The organism is Ruminococcus turbiniformis, assembly GCF_020687545.1.
Lineage (GTDB): Bacteria > Bacillota > Clostridia > Lachnospirales > Lachnospiraceae > Mediterraneibacter > Mediterraneibacter turbiniformis.
On sequence record NZ_JAJEQX010000012.1, the window covers coordinates 73,084 to 92,551 of the forward strand.

General features: G+C 49.9%; 22 protein-coding genes. 5 read left to right on the top strand and 17 right to left on the bottom strand.

Annotation, left to right across the window (positions count from 1 at the left end; genetic code table 11):
* Positions 1–14 precede the first annotated feature (14 nt).
* The 16 genes from LKD70_RS08355 to LKD70_RS08430 form a co-directional block, all read right to left on the bottom strand.
* Complete coding sequence (locus tag LKD70_RS08355; RefSeq protein WP_407690932.1) at positions 15–659, bottom strand: HD domain-containing protein; 645 nt, start codon at positions 657–659, stop codon at positions 15–17.
* A gap of 85 nt (positions 660–744) precedes the next feature.
* Entirely contained in the window at positions 745–1,302 is a 558-nt protein-coding gene (locus LKD70_RS08360) for a DUF6465 family protein (RefSeq protein WP_227707565.1), read from the bottom strand.
* Positions 1,303–1,444: 142 nt separating this feature from the next.
* Positions 1,445–1,897 (bottom strand): MarR family winged helix-turn-helix transcriptional regulator, encoded by a 453-nt coding sequence (locus LKD70_RS08365; RefSeq protein ID WP_227707566.1) that lies wholly within the window; start codon positions 1,895–1,897, stop codon positions 1,445–1,447.
* Positions 1,898–1,981: 84 nt separating this feature from the next.
* Positions 1,982–3,715 carry an acetyl-CoA carboxylase carboxyltransferase subunit alpha gene (locus LKD70_RS08370; protein WP_227707567.1) on the bottom strand — a complete coding sequence of 578 codons (1,734 nt, stop codon included), beginning with the start codon at positions 3,713–3,715 and terminating at the stop codon, positions 1,982–1,984.
* Positions 3,716–3,738: 23 nt separating this feature from the next.
* Positions 3,739–5,079, bottom strand: a complete 1,341-nt coding sequence (locus LKD70_RS08375; RefSeq protein WP_227707569.1) for an acetyl-CoA carboxylase biotin carboxylase subunit — start codon at positions 5,077–5,079, stop codon at positions 3,739–3,741.
* A gap of 7 nt (positions 5,080–5,086) precedes the next feature.
* Positions 5,087–5,518 carry a 3-hydroxyacyl-ACP dehydratase FabZ gene (fabZ, locus tag LKD70_RS08380; RefSeq protein ID WP_227707570.1) on the bottom strand — a complete coding sequence of 144 codons (432 nt, stop codon included), beginning with the start codon at positions 5,516–5,518 and terminating at the stop codon, positions 5,087–5,089.
* A gap of 112 nt (positions 5,519–5,630) precedes the next feature.
* On the bottom strand, positions 5,631–6,158 hold the full coding sequence (gene accB, locus LKD70_RS08385; protein WP_407690933.1) for an acetyl-CoA carboxylase biotin carboxyl carrier protein: 528 nt from the start codon (positions 6,156–6,158) through the stop codon (positions 5,631–5,633).
* Between the two features lie 4 nt (positions 6,159–6,162).
* Positions 6,163–7,404 carry a beta-ketoacyl-ACP synthase II gene (fabF, locus tag LKD70_RS08390; RefSeq protein WP_227707571.1) on the bottom strand — a complete coding sequence of 414 codons (1,242 nt, stop codon included), beginning with the start codon at positions 7,402–7,404 and terminating at the stop codon, positions 6,163–6,165.
* A 36-nt stretch (positions 7,405–7,440) separates the two neighbouring features.
* Positions 7,441–8,181, bottom strand: coding sequence for a 3-oxoacyl-[acyl-carrier-protein] reductase (gene fabG / locus LKD70_RS08395; protein WP_227707572.1), 741 nt, complete (start codon positions 8,179–8,181; stop codon positions 7,441–7,443).
* Positions 8,175–9,095 (bottom strand): ACP S-malonyltransferase, encoded by a 921-nt coding sequence (gene fabD / locus LKD70_RS08400; protein ID WP_227707573.1) that lies wholly within the window; start codon positions 9,093–9,095, stop codon positions 8,175–8,177. Before fabD ends, fabG begins: the two co-directional genes overlap by 7 nt.
* Entirely contained in the window at positions 9,088–10,026 is a 939-nt protein-coding gene (fabK, locus tag LKD70_RS08405; RefSeq protein WP_407690934.1) for an enoyl-[acyl-carrier-protein] reductase FabK, read from the bottom strand. Before fabK ends, fabD begins: the two co-directional genes overlap by 8 nt.
* A 36-nt stretch (positions 10,027–10,062) precedes the next feature.
* Complete coding sequence (locus LKD70_RS08410) at positions 10,063–10,287, bottom strand: acyl carrier protein (protein WP_227707575.1); 225 nt, start codon at positions 10,285–10,287, stop codon at positions 10,063–10,065.
* Positions 10,288–10,404: 117 nt separating this feature from the next.
* The gene (locus tag LKD70_RS08415; RefSeq protein ID WP_227707576.1) at positions 10,405–11,361 is read right to left on the bottom strand and encodes a beta-ketoacyl-ACP synthase III; all 957 of its coding nucleotides are present in this window, start codon (positions 11,359–11,361) and stop codon (positions 10,405–10,407) included.
* Between the two features lie 199 nt (positions 11,362–11,560).
* A complete protein-coding gene (locus tag LKD70_RS08420) occupies positions 11,561–11,905 on the bottom strand; it encodes a TIGR04076 family protein (protein WP_227707577.1) in 345 nt (114 codons plus the stop codon).
* Between the two features lie 24 nt (positions 11,906–11,929).
* Entirely contained in the window at positions 11,930–12,658 is a 729-nt protein-coding gene (locus LKD70_RS08425; RefSeq protein WP_227707578.1) for an HAD family hydrolase, read from the bottom strand.
* Between the two features lie 124 nt (positions 12,659–12,782).
* On the bottom strand, positions 12,783–14,177 hold the full coding sequence (locus LKD70_RS08430) for an MATE family efflux transporter (protein ID WP_227707579.1): 1,395 nt from the start codon (positions 14,175–14,177) through the stop codon (positions 12,783–12,785).
* A gap of 242 nt (positions 14,178–14,419) precedes the next feature.
* Between LKD70_RS08430 and LKD70_RS08435 the strand changes: the two genes are divergently transcribed.
* A complete protein-coding gene (locus tag LKD70_RS08435; protein ID WP_227707580.1) occupies positions 14,420–14,878 on the top strand; it encodes an Lrp/AsnC family transcriptional regulator in 459 nt (152 codons plus the stop codon).
* Here the strand turns inward: LKD70_RS08435 and LKD70_RS08440 are convergent.
* Positions 14,873–15,487: a CPBP family intramembrane glutamic endopeptidase gene (locus LKD70_RS08440; protein ID WP_227707581.1), complete on the bottom strand. Its 615-nt coding sequence runs from the start codon at positions 15,485–15,487 to the stop codon at positions 14,873–14,875. The two genes, LKD70_RS08435 and LKD70_RS08440, sit on opposite strands and share 6 nt — an antisense overlap.
* A gap of 174 nt (positions 15,488–15,661) precedes the next feature.
* Here LKD70_RS08440 and LKD70_RS08445 point away from each other — a divergent pair, with 174 nt between their 5' ends.
* The 4 genes from LKD70_RS08445 to LKD70_RS08460 are packed head-to-tail and all read left to right on the top strand — an operon-like array spanning position 15,662 to position 19,199.
* Positions 15,662–16,336: an RNA polymerase sigma factor gene (locus LKD70_RS08445; RefSeq protein WP_320442593.1), complete on the top strand. Its 675-nt coding sequence runs from the start codon at positions 15,662–15,664 to the stop codon at positions 16,334–16,336.
* A complete protein-coding gene (locus LKD70_RS08450) occupies positions 16,326–17,111 on the top strand; it encodes a hypothetical protein (RefSeq protein ID WP_227707582.1) in 786 nt (261 codons plus the stop codon). Before LKD70_RS08445 ends, LKD70_RS08450 begins: the two co-directional genes overlap by 11 nt.
* Positions 17,102–17,989 carry an ABC transporter ATP-binding protein gene (locus tag LKD70_RS08455; RefSeq protein ID WP_227707583.1) on the top strand — a complete coding sequence of 296 codons (888 nt, stop codon included), beginning with the start codon at positions 17,102–17,104 and terminating at the stop codon, positions 17,987–17,989. Before LKD70_RS08450 ends, LKD70_RS08455 begins: the two co-directional genes overlap by 10 nt.
* The gene (locus tag LKD70_RS08460) at positions 17,976–19,199 is read left to right on the top strand and encodes an ABC transporter permease (protein ID WP_227707584.1); all 1,224 of its coding nucleotides are present in this window, start codon (positions 17,976–17,978) and stop codon (positions 19,197–19,199) included. Before LKD70_RS08455 ends, LKD70_RS08460 begins: the two co-directional genes overlap by 14 nt.
* Positions 19,200–19,468 lie beyond the last annotated feature (269 nt).

The following is a 19,468-nucleotide window of genomic DNA, read 5'->3' on the forward strand; positions in this document are numbered from 1 at the left end:
CTTCCTGTTTCTGTCTAATCCGCTTTTAAATTTCCTTTTTCAATATGGCTGTCCATAATCTCAAGCATCTTTTCCCAGACGATCTGAGACGTTTCCGCTATGTGCTCATTTCTGCGGCACACCTGGGATTTGCGGACGCCATGTTCCGCCCAGCTTTTTCCGCCGGACGCATCATTGAGAAGAAGCGGCTGAAAATTGTCAAGCAGATGGGCAAATTTGGCATCTGCTGTTCTGTATTCTTCAAACTCTTCCCACAGCGTGCGGAAACTGCTTCCCTGATCTTCCGGAAGCAGGCCGAATATTCTGTCTGCCGCTTTCGTCTCCCGTTCTTTCTTTGTTGCCGCTCCGGCGGTATCATAGGCGTATGTATCCCCCGCATCGATCTCCACAAGATCGTGAATCAGAACCATCGTCATTACACGAGTCAGATCCGTTTTTTCTTTCATATGCTCCTGCAGAAGAACAGCCATCAGGGCCAGATGCCAGGAATGCTCTGCATCGTTTTCCTTTCGTTTCGCATCTGAGAGATAAGTCTGCCTGAAAATATTTTTCACCTTGTCAATTTCCACAATAAAGCGAATCTGCTGCTCGAACCGTTTTTTCGCATCTGCATTTTTCTCAGACATGTACCCTGCAAAATCTTTTCTTCTGTCCGCCATTTTTATCCTCCTGTATATAGAGCAAAACCCCTTCTGCGCAGAACACAATCCGCACATAAGGGGTCTTTTTGCCTTTTTACACTGTTTACAGCTCTACTTTTCCTGTTGTGTCTCCGTTCACCACGTAATACGCAGCGGACTCCTCCGGCTTCAGATAGATCTTAACGTCCTTCATATCGCCCACCTTGTTTTTAAGCACTTTTGTCCAGATATCTTTCACTTTCTGAAGGATCTCTTTCTCTGTGTACTCTTTTCCTGCGAACTGAAGGAACATCTCTGTCTTAAGTTCTGCTTTCTTTGCAGGTGTTTTCTTTGCCGCAGGCTTTTTCGCTGCCGCTTTCTTCACAGCTGCCTTTGCTGCAGTCTCCTTCTTATCGTCTGCCTTCTTCTCTGGTGTATCTACTAAAACTGCCGCTTTTGTCTCAAGCTTTTTCGTCGTATCTTTCTTTGTCTCAATTGCTTTTGCCGCATCCGGCTGCGCAGACTTCACCGCCTCTTTTGCCGGTTCTGCCTTTACTGCCTTAGCTGCTGTATCAGCCGCCTTCGGCGCTTCTGTTTTCACTGTCTTAGCTGCTGTGTCAGCTGCCTTGACCGTTTCTGCTTTCACTGCCTTTGCTGTTGCATTTGTTTTCTTTGCTGCCATACTTGTCCCTCCTAAAATAATACTCCAAGTATTTCCGGCCTCGGTGACACTCCGGTCATCGGAGCCATTTTTTATTCAGCTCAATCCTTCGTGTTCCATAGGGGATTGTACCTCATTTTTCCGGAAAGGTCAAATTTTTCTGTTAATTTTTTATCGTCTCCTTATATCCCCGAAAAAATTCTGACAATCCATTAAGTGTTTTCAGCAAAATCGGAATTTCTTTTTCATCCAGTTTCTGAATCACCGCATCTGTCATCCTGCAGTGGTATTCTCTGTGATGCTCATAGGCTTTCCTTCCTTTTTCCGTAAGATCCAGAAAAACAACCCGCCGATCCTGCTCACTCCTGTGACGCGTCACATATTTCTTATTCACAAGGCCGTTTACTGCAGTTGTAAGGGAACCTGCCGTAATCCCCATTTTCTTTGCAACTACAGACATTGTATTTTCCCCTGAAAGTCCGATCGCATCGATAATATGCATATCATTGTTTGTGATGTCCTTAAACTCATCCGTAATGATCGCATCCTCTTCCAGTTTCCATATTTCATTGAAAAGATTTACCAGAATATCATTAATCGTTTCCCGGGGATCCATACATATTCTCCTTTCCACAGCGCAATCTACTGCTGCGGGACAGACATACCGCTCTCTGCCCTGTCGTCTCTTTCTATGATTTTATCACATTGCGCGGAATCTCGTATACCGTCTCTCCGTAAGTTTTTCCGTATCAAGCTCCGAATATCTGATAAGGAACTCCCCGATCCGCTCATTCAGAGTCTCCAGCACAGGTTTCATTTCTGTATCGCTGAAATTTTCCGGTTCCGGAATCACATCTTCAACAATACCCAGCTTCTTAAGGTCTGCCGCCGTAAGCTTCATCACTTCTGCCGCCTCGTTCGCTCTCTTGCTGTCTTTCCAGAGAATACTTGCAAACCCCTCCGGTGAGAGCACGGAATAGACGGCATTCTCGAGCATCCATACTTCGTCAGCCACTGCCATAGCAAGTGCTCCTCCGCTTCCGCCTTCGCCTATGACAACGGAAAGCACCGGAACTTTCAGCCCCGACATTTCAAACAGATTTCTCGCTATCGCCTCGCCCTGGCCTCTCTCTTCTGCCTCCAGGCCGCAGAACGCACCAGGCGTGTCCACAAAGCAGATCACCGGACGGGAAAACTTCTCCGCCTGTTTCATAAGGCGCAGCGCCTTGCGGTATCCGTCCGGAGACGGCATGGAAAAATTGCGGTCCAGATTCTCTTTTGTCGTCTTGCCTTTTGTCTGCGCAATGACTGTAACCGGTCTGCCGTGAAAATACGCGATACCCCCGACAATGGCGTGATCGTCCTTAAAGTACCGGTCACCGTGGAACTCCATAAAGTCCGTAAACAGGCCGTCTATATAGTCCGTCCCCACAGGGCGGTCTTTCTTTCTCGAAAGCTGTACCCTCTCCCACGCGCTGACGGCAGCCGTTCTGCCTGTCTCTGAGTTTTCTGACTTCTTAGCATCCATCGTATCCTTTGCGGCTTTGATATCCTTTTCTTCTTTTGAACCGTTCTCCGCTCCCGCACCGCTGTGCATCGCAAGAATCCGGGCGAGAACATCCTTCATCTCTTCCCGCTCCACAATCCGGTCCACAAACCCGTGGTCAAGCAGGAATTCCGACCGCTGAAATCCTTTCGGAAGTTTCTGTCCGATCGTCTGCTCGATCACCCGCGGTCCCGCAAATCCAATCAGAGCTTTCGGCTCTGCAAGGATAACATCTCCAAGCATTGCAAAACTCGCAGTTACGCCTCCCGTAGTCGGGTCAGTCAGCACGGAGATATAAAGCTGTCCCGCATCACTGTGCTTTTTCAGCGCGGCAGACGTCTTTGCCATCTGCATAAGCGAGACGATTCCCTCCTGCATCCTGGCTCCGCCGGAACAGGTAAAGATAATTACAGGAAGCTTTTCTTCTGTCGCTCTCTCCACCGCTCTTGCGATCTTCTCTCCTACAATCCAGCCCATGCTGGCCATCATAAACCTTCCGTCGCACACACCCACAACCGCAGGGTTTCCGCCGATCATCACCTTCCCTGTGACAACGGCTTCATTGAGATTTGTGTGCTCCTGAAGCTTTCTGACCTTCTCCTCATAGCCTTTAAACTCCAGAGGATTGACAAAGTCCATCTCCTTATCCCACTCTTCAAACGATCCCTCATCTGCTATCATCTCGATTCGTCTGTATGCGTGAACTCTGAAATATCCATGACATTTCGGACAGATATAATAGCCGTTCCTTACATCCTCCGCAACGATAGCCGCGCCGCATTTGTTGCACTTGCGCAGCAGTCCGACCGGCACCTCAGGATGTGAATTCCTGACGGCTATATAGTGAGAACGTGAGCTTGTCTTCTTAAACATGTTTTTCAGCTTCATCTGAGATACCCTCCTGAAAAGCTCTATTTCCCAAGATTTTCGATAAATTCAATATCTATATTTCCAGATATGAAATCAGGATTGTTCAGTATTTCGTACTGGTAATCCACATTTGTGTCAATCCCCTCGATGATGATCTCTCCGAGAGCGCTCTGCATCTTTCGGATCGCCTCGTTTCGGTTCTTCGCGTGGACGATCAGCTTTGCGAGCATGGAATCATAGTACGGAGGAACTGTATAACCGCTGTAAATGGCAGAGTCAATCCGGACACCCTTGCCGCCCGGAAGATACATGTCCGTGATCGTTCCCGGAGACGGCCGGAAATTTTTCTCCGGATTCTCCGCATTAATTCTGCACTCAATGGCGTGTCCCGTGATGTGAACATCCTCCTGCCTGTAACTGAGCGGCCGTCCGTCCGCGATCCTTATCTGCTCTTTGACAAGATCAATTCCCGTCACCCACTCTGTGACCGGATGCTCTACCTGTATCCGCGTGTTCATCTCCATAAAGTAGAAGTTCCCGCTCTTCTCCAGAAGGAACTCGATGGTTCCCGCATTTGTGTAGTGCGCCGCTTTCGCCGCCTTTACCGCCGCTTCTCCCATACGCTCTCTCAGCTCCGGCGTCAGAGCGATGGACGGCGACTCCTCGATCATTTTCTGATGGTTTCTCTGAATGGAACAGTCGCGCTCTCCGAGATGGATCACATTGCCGTATTCGTCTGCGAGAATCTGAAACTCAATATGACGGGGATGCTCCACGAAATGCTCGATATACATCGTATTGTCCCCAAAGGCCATCTGCGTCTCTTTCTGAGCCGTCCTGAAACTGTTCTCGAACTCTTCCGGCGTACGGGCCACTCTCATGCCTTTTCCGCCGCCTCCCAAAGCCGCCTTTACGATGACCGGATAGCCGACCTCAGATGCGATCTTCGCACCTTCCTCCACGTCATAGACCGGATCTTTGCTCCCCGGGATCACCGGCACTCCGGCTTCCATCATCGTGTTTCTCGCCTCGGCCTTGTTGCCGAGTCTGCGGATTACGTCTGATGACGGTCCGATAAATGTGATATTGCACTGTTCGCACAGCTCCGCAAATCTGCTGTTCTCCGAAAGAAAGCCGAATCCCGGATGAATGGCATCCGCGCCGGAAATCACGGTGGCGCTGATAATATTCTGCATATTCAGATAACTCTCGGACGAAGGCGCGGGGCCAATACAGACTGCTTCGTCGGCAAGCTGCGTGTGCAGAGCCTCCCGGTCTGCCTCAGAATAAACCGCAACTGTCTCAATTCCCATCTCACGGCAAGCCCGGATGATGCGCACGGCGATCTCTCCGCGGTTTGCGATCAATACTTTTCCGATCATCTTTTCTCTACTCTCCTACCATAAATGTCAGTTCTGCGCTGACAACAACTTTGCCGTCCACATAGGCGGTCGCCTGTCCCACTCCGACAGGTCCTTTGCTCTTAATGATCTTTGTCTCCAGCTTCAGAGTGTCTCCCGGAAGAACCATGCCTTTGAAGCGGCACTTCTGTACACCTCCGAAGAACGCGATCTTTCCTTTATTCTCCGGCATGCTCAAGATGGCGACCGCTCCTGTCTGAGCCAGTGCCTCAAGAATCAGCACACCCGGCATTACCGCCTTCTGCGGGAAATGGCCTTTAAAAAAGTCTTCTCTGTATGTCACACATTTGTATCCCACTGCATACTGTCCAGGCTCGTAGTCCTCGATCTTGTCGATCAGGAGGAAGGGATGTCTGTGAGGGATGATTTCCTGGATCTGCTCAATATTTAAACTGTTCATATTTTCTCTCCTTCTCGCTGTATGGCTGCGCCATATGGCACGAACCCTCCTCAGCTGCCGCCAGGGGGCAAGCCCCCCTGCCGCAGCTGGGATGGTTTCATGCCGCATGTACTTAGCTTATTACAAAGAGTGGCTGGCCGTATTCGACGGGCTGGCCGTTTTCAACGAGTATCTCTTTTACAGTTCCGCTGAACTCGCTTTCAATCTCGTTCATCAGTTTCATTGCTTCTACAATTGCAAGTACCTGACCTTCTTTCACACTGTCGCCGGTCTTTATAAACGGCTCTGCATCCTCGGCAGGAGCAGCGTAAAATGTGCCGACAAGCGGGGATTTTACGATCTTTCCTTCCAGTACATTCTCCTCTTCCGTCTGTACACCAGCTTTCAGAGCCGGGGATTCCTGCTGTACCGCAGGCACCGGAGCCGGAGAAGCCGCAGTTACCGGTGCGGTGACTGCCAAGGGTGCGGGTGCGGCAACAGCCACGGGAACCGGTGCTGCCGGAGCCTGTACCTGCACGATTCTGTCCCCTGCCTTTTTCAGAGACAGCTTCACGCCGTCTTCCTCGTACTTAAATTCCGTAAGATCAGAGTCCGATACAGCCTGGATGAGCTGCAATACCTGTTCTACCTTCATCTTCATACACCTATCCTTCATACTTTTTAAGCAGCAGTGTCGCGTTATGTCCTCCGAATCCGAGAGAATTCGTCAGCACATAATTTACTTCTTTCTCTACCGGAGCGCCAACTGTATAGTGCAGATCGCATTCCGGATCCACATTTTCCGTTCCCATCGTCTGATGGATGAAACTGTCCTGGATACTCTTGACGCATACAATGAACTCCACGCCGCCGGCCGCACCCAGAAGATGACCGATCATGGACTTTGTCGAGTTGATATCCACTTTCTCCGCCGCATCACCGAGAGCGAACTTGATTGCTTTTGTCTCAAAAAGATCGTTGTGGTGGGTGCTTGTTCCGTGCGCGTTGATATAATCAATCTGCTCCGGCTTTACCTCTGCCTCCTGCATGGCGATCTTCATGGCCATTCCGGCTCCCTCGCCGTCCTCTGCCGGAGAAGTGATATGATACGCATCGCCTGTGGCCCCGTATCCGATCAGCTCAGCGTAGATCTTTGCGCCTCTTGCCTTCGCGTGCTCCAGCTCCTCCAGAACAACGATACCGGAGCCTTCTCCCAGCACGAATCCGTCTCTGTCTTTATCAAAAGGACGGGATGCACGAGCCGGGTCTGCATTTGTAGACAGCGCTGTCAGCGCCGCGAAACCGGCGATTCCCGTCTCGCAGACAGCAGCCTCCGTACCGCCCGCAACCATCACGTCCGCATCGCCGTACTGGATCGCGCGGAATGCATCCCCGATACAGTGCGTACCGGAAGCACATGCAGTCACGACATTCGTACATTTTCCTTTCAGCCCAAGCTGAATGGAGATGTTTCCGGCCGCCATGTTGGAGATCAGCATCGGCACCATCAGCGGATTCACTCTGCTCGGTCCCTTTGTGCGAATCTTTTCATAGTTTGTCTCCACACACTGAAGGCTTCCGATTCCGGAACCGACGATTACGCCGACTCTGTATGGATCTTCCTTCTCCATATTAAGCCCCGAATCGTCAAACGCTTCCTTTGCAGCCGCTACCGCGTACTGGGAAAACAGCTCCATTCTCTTTGCCGCCTTAAAATCCATCCGCTCCTTTGCGACAAATCCTTTTACCTCTGCCGCAAGCTGAACCTTAAAGTCAGACGCGTCGAATTTTGTAATCGGTCCGATCCCTACCCTGCCTTCTCTGATACCGTTCCAGAACTCTTCCACCGTATTGCCGATCGGTGTCACAGCTCCCATTCCGGTCACTACAACTCTTCTCTTTTCCATATGTCAATCTTATTCCTTTCAAAACTTCCCGAACATTTACATTGCCATTCCGCCGTCTACAGCAAGCACCTGACCTGTAATGTAACGCGCGTTGTCCGACGCCAGAAATGCGACTGCATTCGCGATATCTTCCGGCTCGCCGAACTTTCCGAGGGGAATCTGCGCTGCAGCTCCCTCTTTCACTTTCTCTGACAGAACTGCCGTCATCTCCGTATTGACGAATCCCGGCGCCACGGCGTTCACCGTAATTCCGCGGCTTGCGAGCTCTCTCGCCACAGATTTTGTCAGACCGATAACACCAGCCTTTGACGCGGAATAATTTGCCTGTCCCGCGTTTCCGAGCACTCCGGACACGGAAGACATGTTGATGATGCGTCCGCCCTTCTGCCGGATCATCTGGCGTGCCACGTGGCGGATGCAGTTGAACGTTCCCTTCAGGTTCGTATCAAGAACCGCATCGTAATCCTCTTCCGACATCTTCATCAGGAGGCCGTCTTTTGTAATTCCCGCGTTGTTTACGAGAATGTCCACGCTTCCTAATGTGGAGATGATTTCCTTAAACATTTCCTCACACGCTGCATAGTCAGACACATTGCACTGTCTGATTTCCGCTTTTCCGCCGTTTTCTTCGATTTCCTTCTTCACCTCGAGAGCGCGGTCCTCTGATCCGTTGTAGTTAATCACAACCGTTGCTCCCTCGGATGCAAGTTTGATCGCGACTGCTCTTCCGATTCCTCTGGAAGCGCCCGTCACTACAGCAACTTTTTCATTTAACATAACTCACTTACCACCTTGTCTGCGTCTTCCCATACGGATACGTTATACACCTTCACATCGCGGCTGATCTTGCGCATGAATCCGGCCAGTGTCCTTCCCGGTCCGATTTCAACGAATGTGTCCACACCGTCCGCAATCATATTCTCCACGCTCTGCTGCCAGCGGACAGAGGACGCCACCTGTTTTGCAAGGAGCGCTTTTGTCTCGCTGATATCTGTCACATACTCTGCCGTCACATTGGTCACATACGGAATCTGAAGGGGGAAAAGCTCCGTATTTTCAAGCACTTTTCCCAACTCTTTTCCCGCGTCCTCAAGCATCGGCGAATGGAACGGGCCGCTTACGTTCAGCGGCATGACGCGCTTTGCTCCGGCTTCCTTCAACGCTTCGGACGCCTTCTCAACGCTCTCTTTCCATCCGGTGATGACGATCTGTCCCGGGCAGTTATAGTTGGCGATTGTCACGCCGTCGATTCCCCCGACCACTTTCTCAATCGCCTCACCGGTCATCCCGAGAACCGCTGCCATGGATCCTTTTCCTCCCGGCACAGCGTTCTGCATGAGGATGCCGCGTTTTCTCACTGTCGTGATCGCGTCATCCGCAGACATCCCGCCTGCCGACGCGATAGCGCAGTACTCTCCGAGGCTTAATCCCGCTGTTACATCCGGATTTAAGCCTTTCTCCCTCAGCACGTGCTCCATGGCCAGACACACGGTCACAAGCGCCGCCTGCGTGTACTCTGTCTGGTCGAGCCGGTCATTCTCCTCAAAGCACAGTTCTTTCATATCTATACCCAGCAGCTCGGTTGCTCTGTCCACAACTTTGCGCGCTGTTTCACTCTGTTCATAAAAATCTTTGCCCATTCCGGCTTTCTGCGCTCCCTGTCCGGGGAACATAAACGCGATCTTACTCATAGAATCCTTTTCCTCCGATCAGGTCGTCCGTCTCTTTTACAAGCTTCTGTATCAGGTCATGGCATGACATTTTCTCTTTTACCATTCCTGCGATCTGTCCTGCCATCACACTTCCGGTCTTCACATCTCCGTCAACAACAGCTTTTCTTAAGCCGCCGAGAGTTAAAAGTTCCAGCTCCTCGAAAGATGCCCCCTGCTGTTCCTTGTCAAGGTACTCTTTCGTCATCTGGTTTCTTAAGGCTCTCACCGGATGTCCTGTCGAACGTCCTGTCACTCTGGAGTCGATGTCCCGCGCCTTGATAATCATATCTTTATAATTTTCATGAACCTGAGATTCATTCGTAACCACAAAGTGAGTTCCCATCTGAACACCCTGTGCGCCCAGCATAAACGCAGCGGCGATTCCTCTGCCGTCTGCGATTCCTCCGGCTGCAATCACCGGGATACTCACTGCATCCACAACCTGGGGCACAAGCACCATGGTTGTGTTCTCACCAATATGTCCGCCGGCTTCTGTTCCCTCGGCAACTACCGCGTCCGCACCGCATCTCTCCATACGCTTCGCAAGAGCCACGGATGCGACAACAGGGATTACCTTCACACCGGCTTCCTTCCACATCTTCATATATTTTTCCGGAGATCCGGCTCCTGTCGTAACGACTTTGACGCCTTCCTCCACAACTACTTTCGCCACATCGTCCGCGTGCGGACTCATGAGCATGATATTGATGCCGAACGGCTTATCCGTCAGCTTCTTTGCCTCTCTGATCTGATCACGTACCCAGTCGGCCGGCGCGCTCGCAGCGCCGATCAGCCCCAAGCCGCCGGCTTCGGATACGGCGGCTGCAAGATGATACTCAGCAACCCAGGCCATTCCCCCCTGAATGATCGGATATTCAATTCCCAACAGTTCGGTTACTTTTGTCTTCATACTAACAACCTCTTTCATAAAATTAATAAATCAGAATTATTTGTGCTCTTCCAGATATTTCACTACGTCGCCGATCGTGCTGATCTGCTCCAGATCCTCAGACGGAATCTCTACCTCAAACTCTTCCTCGAATGCCATCACCATCTCAAATAAATCCAGGGAATCCGCACCGAGATCGTCTTTGAAGGAAGTCTCCTCTGTGAGCTCAGCTGCATCTGTGTTTAATGATTCTGCTACGATTTCTTTGATTTTCTCTAACATGGTTTTCTTTTCCTTTCTCTTATAAAAATATAGAAATAGCCTCCTCGTATGGAGGACGTCTCCGGCAGGGCGGAGGATTTATGTTGTAATCCGGTTACCCGGTAATTACCAGTCTTACTACCACTCAAACAGGCATGCGGCCCATGTAAGGCCCGCTCCGAATCCGGAGAGCATCAGTTTCTGTCCTCTCTCCAGCTCGCCTTTGCGGTTCATCTCGTCGAGCAGGATCGGCACGGTGGCGGCCGATGTGTTTGCGTATTCCTCCAGATTCATCGGAAATCTGGATATATCTGTTTTCAGACGCTTTGCCACCGCCTCAATGATTCGCCTGTTTGCCTGATGAAGGATGAAATAATCAATCTGATCCAGCGTCAGTTCTGTCTGAGCGAGCACTTCTTTTATAATCTCCGGCACCTTTCTCACAGCGAACTTAAACACTTCCTGCCCGTTCATATGGATATAGGAATCTTTGTCAGACTTCTCCCACTCTTTGCTGTGGCGGCTCAGACATGTAAGCGCCGCGCCTTTCTTTCCGTCCGAGTGGGCTGCCATGACAGCCGGCGTCCCTTCTTCCGCGCAGAGGAGAACCGCTCCGGCGCCGTCTCCGAAAAGAATGCACGTGCTTCTGTCCGTCCAGTCGAGCATATTACTCATGCTCTCTGCCCCCACCACTAGAACTGTCCGGTATATCCCGGCGCTTATATATGCCTGGGCTGTATTGAACGCAAGCACAAATCCCGTACACGCCGAGTTCAGATCATATCCGACCGCGTGTACCGCCCCTACCTTCTTCTGTACCTCGCACGCCGCACAGGGAAAGATGACTTCTGACGAGGAAGTGGCAACAAGAATCAGCTCAATCTGCTCCGGGTCAATCCCGCTCTGTTCCACAGCCTTTAACGCGGCTTCTCCGGCCATAAAAGACGTCGTCTCATCTCCGGCGATGTGTCTCTTTCCAATGCCGGTTCGCTCCCGGATCCACTCGTCGCTTGTGTCAACGATCTTCGAGAGATCGTCGTTGTCCAGCACGCGCTGCGGTACATAGGAGCCGGTTCCGTATATTTTTCCAATCATTGCAGTTCTCCATATCCGTCGAAATTACTTTGACTTTTAAATACTTTGACTTTCAAAGTATATCACATTCAAACCATTTGTCAATATTTATTTTTTAATAATTTTGTAACAATTCTCGACAAGCCCGGCTTTGGCTCGTCACCTTAACAAAAAAATCAGGAAAATCTCATACACGAGATCTTCCCGACTCTTAAAACTCTTACCTCACCGGTTCATAATCCAGCTTCGACTCAATATCCGTCGCTTCCAGCTTAAAAATAACAGGCCGCAGCCCGTCATTGCAGCTGCATATCGCCACGCCCGGCTTCCTGATCCAGTCTCCGAAATAGAACGTATCATTTCCCGCACCGTGGGCCAGAGCAAACACATACTGGTAAATCGCCTTCCAGGCTTCATCGCAGAAGCCCTGAGGCTTGGAGTAATCCGCCCAGAACACCTGGCCTTCCTGCATCATCGGACATGCCGCCAGTCCCTCAACGCCGTACTCTTTCGCAAGTTCTTCGTTAAATGTTGTCTGAAGCACCGTAATTTTTACTTTCTTCATACTATTCTGCCTCCATATCAAAAATCATTCCTGAACCGCATCCATATTTTCAATAAATACAAGAAGTTCTTCAAGCGTCCCTTTGTATTCCGTCTCAAACGGATGATTCTTCCGGTTCTCCATCGTATCCGTCACCAGATACGTCTTCACGCCCAGAGTCCGGATCGTCAGGTCCTCGTCCACATCATTCCCGACCATCAGGCACTCTTTTGGATCAAGGGAGTATTTTTCAAGGATCATCCTGTAATATTCCGGATTCGGCTTACAGTAGACACAGTCCTCATAGGTAGTGATCACCTTAAAATCAGACGCGTCCAGTCCCGCCCATCGAATCCGGTTCATCGTCGCGCATCTGGGGAACACCGGATTCGTTGCCAGATAAACGCCAAGCCCCTTTTTCTTCGCAGCCTTCACGGCCTGATCGGAAAGAGGAGTCGGCTGCGTGGCATTCTTTGCCTCGTTAAAATCAGTGTCATAGAATGCAAGCGCAATTTTCTCTGACTCTTCCACTGACATTGAAAGCTCTTCTTCCATATAGGTCCAGAACGCCTCCCGATTCGTCCTGCTGCCGTCGTTTTTCACCATTGCCTCATATCCTGCCCACACAGAGCGGATGAAACTCTCCGGATTCACCTGTACTCCGTTTTTTATGTAGAACTTTGCCAGAAGCGGCATGTAATACCGTACAAACTCCTCCTGTATCATCGGGAGCAGAGTCCCGTCCAGATCGAACAAAATATTCTTTATGCTCATATTCTCTTCTCCTTGTTTCTCCTCATCTTCAATATTTTTTATATCAGGTCTGATATTCGCGCTGAGCTTCAGACATATTTTGACACCTGTATATTATACCGAAACCCGAAGAAAAGGACAAGATTCATCTGCCCGTCTGTCCGTTCTGCCCCGGCCTGTTTACCAGTCTTCCTTTTCTCAAAAAATAATATCCCGCTCCCAGCGCATCCGCCAGAAACCATCCGATCGGCACAGACCACCAGATTCCCACAACGCCCACCGCCGGGAGCGCAGCAAGCGCATACGCCAACGCAACACGGGTTCCCAGTGAAACAACAGTGAGCACCACTGACATTCCCGGTCTTCCGAGCGCGCGGTACAGCCCATAGAGCAGAAACAGGATACCGATTAAATAGTAGAACGCGCCTTCAATCCGAAGATATCTGACTCCCTCCGCAATCACGGCCGTCTCTCCCGAGTCGATAAACAATGACATAAGCGGCTCCGCAAATGCAAACACGCATACAGAAATCACCGCACCGAAAATAACAGAAGTCATTACCGCCACGCGGATCCCCTTTCTGATGCGTTCCGTCTCTTTTGCTCCGTAATTTTGAGCTGTAAAAATAGAGAACGCATTTCCAAAATCCTGCACCGGAAGGTATGCGAACGCGTCGATCTTCACCGCGGCTGCAAAAGCCGCCATCACGGTTGTGCCGAAACTGTTGACAAGCCCCTGTACGGCAAGGATTCCGAGATTCATAATAGACTGCTGCAGACAGGTCAGGGCTGAAAAGCTCGTGATCTCCTTTACGCGGCTTACACGCAGCCGGATACTCTCATCCCTTTTCAGAAGTTCCGGAAACCGGATTTTCGTATACAGGGTAATCCCGATTCCGGATACATACTGCGAGATCACTGTCGCTTCTGCCGCACCTGCCACTCCCCGGTCCAGCACTGCCACAAACAGCAGATCAAGGCCGATATTCAAGGCCGCTGATACCGCCAGAAAAACAAGCGGTACGACAGAATTTCCAAGAGATCTGAGCAGTGAAGCGAAAAAGTTATAGAGAAATGTCGCGATCAGCCCCGCAAATATCACCGTCAGATATTCCCGCATCATCTCAACAAGAGCAGACGGTATTTGAAGAGCCCATATAATCCAGTCAACACCGGCAAACACAAGAACATTCAAAACAATTGTCACAATACCGAGAAGTGTAAAAGATGCAAGGATTCCTTCCTTCAGTCCGGCTGTATCTTTCTCGCCGAACCGGATTGAAAAAACCGTTCCGCTTCCCATGGCAAGCCCCAGTATAATCGAAGTCAGAAACGTCATCAGCGAAAAGGCAGACCCCACCGCCGCCAGCGCGTCCGCCCCGAGAAACCGTCCGACAATCAGCGTGTCCGCGATATTGTAGCACTGCTGAAGCAGATCGCCCAGAATCATGGGGACCGCAAACAGCAGCATCGTTTTCATCACCGGACCATGGGTCAGTTCTCCCTTTCCCGTTCTTTGTTTCTCTCTTCTTTCTTCCATCTTCCGTCCTTCTCCCGCTTCTATTCCGATTGTTTTCTTCTTTTTTCCTTCTTGCGCTTCGCAAATCTTGCGTTTCGTAACTTTAAGATTAACATCTGTAATCCATTATAGTTTTGTGTCTTCCTGATGTCAACCGCAGAACTGCGCTTTGCTTGACTTCACTTAAAAAGAAATTGTATAATGACCAAAAACCCCGGATCGACAAATACCGGAAATGACGCAGAAAGGAAGTGTCCCAAATCATGTTTCTGGACGGCCTCGACGAACTGGATCAGAAAATTGTCCAACTGTTGATTCAAAACGCACGGATGTCCTACTCCGAAATCGGACAGAAAATCGGAATCTCACGCGTCGCAGTAAAGATGCGTGTACAGACTCTTGAGCAGAAGGGAATTATTGAAGAATATACGACGATTATCAATCCCCAGAAAATCAGCGGGGCAGTCTCCTGTTACTTTGAAATAGAGACCGTTCCGGATAAACTGACAGAAGTAGCTGAAACCCTTCGTGCAAACGACACGGTCACTCAGATTTACCGCGTAACAGGGAAGAGCAGGCTTCATGTCCACGCAGTTGCGTCTTCAAACGAAGAGATGGAGCATCTGATTTACAATACGATAGATAAACTCCCGGGGATTGTGGAGTGCAGCTGCAATATGATCTTTTCCAGGATTAAGGATATCAAAGGACTGCGGCTATAAAACGGGAGCAGACTGCATCATCTGCTCCGCAATCAGAAGCTGTACCGTACTGACAAAATCCATATCCCTTCCGATGATGTGCAGTGCTCCGAACAGAACCGACGGGGCAATGACCGCAGCTTTTATCCCGAACCTTCTTTCCAGAATTCCCATAATCAGCCCCCGGAAAACCATTTCCTCGACCGTTCCCGCAGCCAGCCCGTAAAACAAAATGCCGGATGTGAGAATCAAAGCTGTATCTTCTTCGGAAAACGTGTTGACTTCCCAGTGTCCGCCAGCCACCATACAGATCACAAGTACAGCCGCCGGCATAAGAACTGCCGTAACTAGCCAAATCAGCTTCACCCGGAGCCGCGGCATTCTCATCTCCGTCATGCGGCAGCCGAAATATTTTCTGCACAGAAACGCTGTTCCGCCAAGCACAAACCCGATGTATAAAATACTTATGACAATATTGCAGACCGCACCGGGAACACCCAGATTCAGCGGTATCTCTCCGATGCTAAGTGCCAGGCTTTGAGCTGCGATCAATATAAAAATGGCGGCAATGATTCCGGTCACAGTTTTACCCATCGATATTTTCTCAGTCTGTTTCCTGGTTTCAGTCATGATGATCTCCCTCACTTTTCATTTTGTACTCTGATTTTAATAACTCTGATTCTAATAATTCAGATTAAATAAAACGCAAAAAAAGTACAAAGAAAAGTTAAAGTCTTCCTGTCCTTTTCCCTCTCTCCGGTGTTATACAATATAGAAGGACTACCGCAGGGAAAGGAGGATTTTGTGGATGCTGATTTTCTTTTAATCCGGAAAATGCGGCAGGGTGACGAAGATGCTTTCGACACTTTTGTCCGCAAATATTACGGCGACATTTTAAAATACTGCACTTATCACAGCCCGGATGCCGCCTACGCCGAGGATCTCACGCAGGAGACCTTTGTGCGATTTTTCGCAAAATTCTCTGACTACCGGCACCGCGGCAAGGTAAAAAATTATCTGTATACAATTGCGGGAAATCTCTGCAGAAATTGTCGCAGGGATCAGTCGCGCCGATTCAGCGGCGCCCCAGAGGCTATTTCTTCTGAGCAGCCGCGCTTTGCAGCGCATTCAGACATAACCCCATATGCGGCAGCCGGCCATGAGAGCGCCATAACGGACAGGCTGACACTTGAATGGGGACTTTCGCAGCTTGCGCCGGAGCTTCGTGAAATCGTCATCCTGTACTATTTTCAGGAAATGGAACTCAAAGAGGCAGCCGAACTTCTGCACATCGGTCTCCCTCTTGCGAAATACCGTCTGCAGCAGGCGAGACACAGACTGAAAGTTCTTTTGCAGGAGCAGGAACAGAAGCCCCCGGAAATACGTGATACTGAAAATCGGGAATCAGGGAATCGACAACCGAAAAATCGAGGATCGGAAACTCAGAGACAAAAAAGGAGGGATCACAATGAATTTTGACAGCTCAATAAACACATACCGGGAGGCTCTGCATCTTTCTCCTGACGAAAAAAAAATACAGAAGACAGTTGCCGCTTCTGTGGAAACATTTCTTCTGGCCGAATCCGGGAAATCCCTCTCCCGCCGCTCGTTTCTCTATATTCAGCTCCGGCTTATCCGGAAACGCTGGTGGCTTTTGCAGGCTGTTCTCCTCTCTGCACTCTGGATGTTTCTCCCATTTGCGGAGCGGGAGCCGTATATTTACAGAACACTCGGCACCGCAGGCACGCTCTTTATCATATTGATGATTCCGGAACTGTGGAAAAACCGAACAAACCATTGTATGGAAATCGAAGCCGCGGCCCGCTACTCTCTCCGACATATATATGCGGCCCGGATGCTCCTGTTCGGACTGGCAGATGTACTCATTCTGACCGCCTTTCTGCTTGTATCCACGCTCTTTTTCCGAGCGGATCTGACAGCTCTTCTGACTCAGTTTCTCTTTCCGACGGCCGTCACCGCATGCATCTGCTTTGGAACTTTAAGCAGCAGCTACCCTTTCGGTGAATCTGCCGCCGTCGGCATATGCATACTCTGGAGCGGACTCTGGTGGTGCATCACTCTGGACGACCGGCTTTACTCGGCTGTCACTGTACCGGTCTGGTGCATCCTTCTGGCAATGGCTTTTCTGCTGCTTGCTTTTGCTGTCCGCAGGTCTCTCTGTCAGTGCGAAAAAATATGGGAGAAAAGTGAAACAGAAAACATAACGACGAAAGGAGAAGACAGATGGAATTAAGAATGAAAGAGCTGACCAGACAGTTCGGCGGCTTTACAGCTGTTGACCATATCAGTCTCACAATGACAAACGGCGTCTATGGTCTGCTTGGAGTAAACGGCGCCGGGAAAACAACTCTCATGCGGATGATCTGCACCCTGCTTCAACCCACGGAAGGGGAGATCCTTTTTAACGGTCAGAATATTTTCAAAATGGACGCCGATTACCGGAAAATCCTCGGATACCTCCCCCAGGAGTTCGGATTTTATCCTGAATTCACCGTAAAAGACTATCTGTTCTATATCGCAGCGCTGAAAGGACTCCGCCCGGCCGTTGCAAGAAAAAGAGTAAAGGAACTCATCATCCGCACAGGGCTTTCCAAATACACCGGAAGAAAGATGAAGAAACTTTCCGGCGGAATAAAGCGCAGGGCAGGGATCGCGCAGGCGATGCTCAACGATCCGAAAATCCTCGTTCTGGACGAACCTACGGCAGGTCTTGACCCGAACGAACGCATCCGTTTCCGCAACCTGATCAGCGAACTCTCCGAAGAACGGCTTGTGCTTCTCTCCACACACATTGTCTCAGATGTGGAGTATATTGCCGGGGAAATTCTGCTGATGAAGGACGGCGCACTGATCCGGCAGGGCACGGCAGACGAACTGATCCGCTCCATGACCGAAAAAGTATGGCTGTGCCGCGTGGAAAAATCCGCCGTACCCGCGCTTATGAAAAACTATAAAGTTTCCAATATCCGTACCGGAACACACGGCACGGAACTTCGGATCATTTCCGAGAAAAGCCCGGTTCCCGGTTCCGTCATGGAAGAGGCCGCGCTTGAAGATGTATTTCTGCATTATTTCGGAGAAAAGGGAGGAAATAACGATGTTCTGCTATGAACTGAAAAAAGTGTTGTCAAAGGTATCTTCCAGAATTGCGCTCGTCGTACTTCTCACCGCACTTCTTATTGTAAGCTTTCTTGCGATAACCAGTGTGTCTTATACGAAAAGCGATGGGAGTTCCGTATCAGGCACATCTGCGGCGGACAGCCTCCGGCAGGAAAAAGAAAAATGGACCGGATATATCACCGAAGATGTACTGCGGCAGGTCATCACAGAAAATACGGCGGTGAACCAGTCACCCGAATATCAGTCTGACAATGTGACGGACAACAATATCGCCTATTCAAGGAAGCAGGGTTTCTCTGATATCCGGGAACTCATCAACATGGCATTCTCCGGCTTTCAGGACTACGACTATTACCGTGTGGACAGCGTCACAGCAGATGAGGTCGGCGAACTGTACGGAAAGCGGGTGGAAAATTTAAGGGAATGGCTCTATTCTGATGAAATCTCAGATACATTTACAGAATCCGAAAAACAGTACCTGATACAGGAATACGAAAAGATGGATACTCCGCTCTACTACACATATGCCGACGGATGGAAGGCGCTTCTTGAATACGCCCCAACACTGATCATGCTGACTGTACTTGTCACCGGTTTCCTTGTGTCCGGCATCTTCCCCGGCGAGTTCAGCCTGAAAGCGGATTCTGTCTATTTTTCCTCCCGCTATGGAAGAAACCGGGGCGTGAGAGCGAAAATCGCCGCCGGATTCTGTCTGCAGACCGCGCTGTACTGGACAACTATGCTGCTTTATACAGGGATTGTACTGTTTTCTCTCGGTGCAGAAGGCGGGGAATGCGCTGTCCAGACCTGGCTTGGCGGGTGGAAAAGCTTTTATAATATCACGCTTTTTCAGGACTATGCTCTGACCCTGATCGGCGGATACGCCGGAGAGCTCTTTATCCTGAGCCTTTCCATGCTCATCTCCGCGAAGACAAGATCCGCTGTACTGGCATCAGCTCTGCCATTTATCGTGCTGTTTGTCCCGTCCATTTTGAGCAGTGTAAATGTACTCTCAAAGCTCCTCGGACTGCTTCCTGATCAGCTTCTGCAGATCAGTACTGTAATAAACACGTTCAATCTCTATCAGATCGGAGGTATAGTCATGGGTGCAGTCCCCCTTTTGTTTGTCCTGTATCCTGTTCTCTTTGTGCTTATGCTTCCGGGGACTTATTTCGTGTACAGCAAGGCGGAAATAAAATAGGAAGACATCTCTGCTGCTTATCTTTCGGAAAGCAGATTTGGGAAAATGATAAATAAATTCAATGACTTCCATCTTCTCTGGTGATATAATCCGAATATTATTAGGAGGTTATTGCCATGAGCACATACGAATTTGACGGTGAGAAATAAAAAACTGCTTCATTCCCACTTTTTAAGGATTGAAGCAGTTTTTACAAATGCCGCAGACCGGAATCGAACCGGTACGGGTATCACTACCCACGGGATTTTAAGTCATTTAGTGCCAACCGA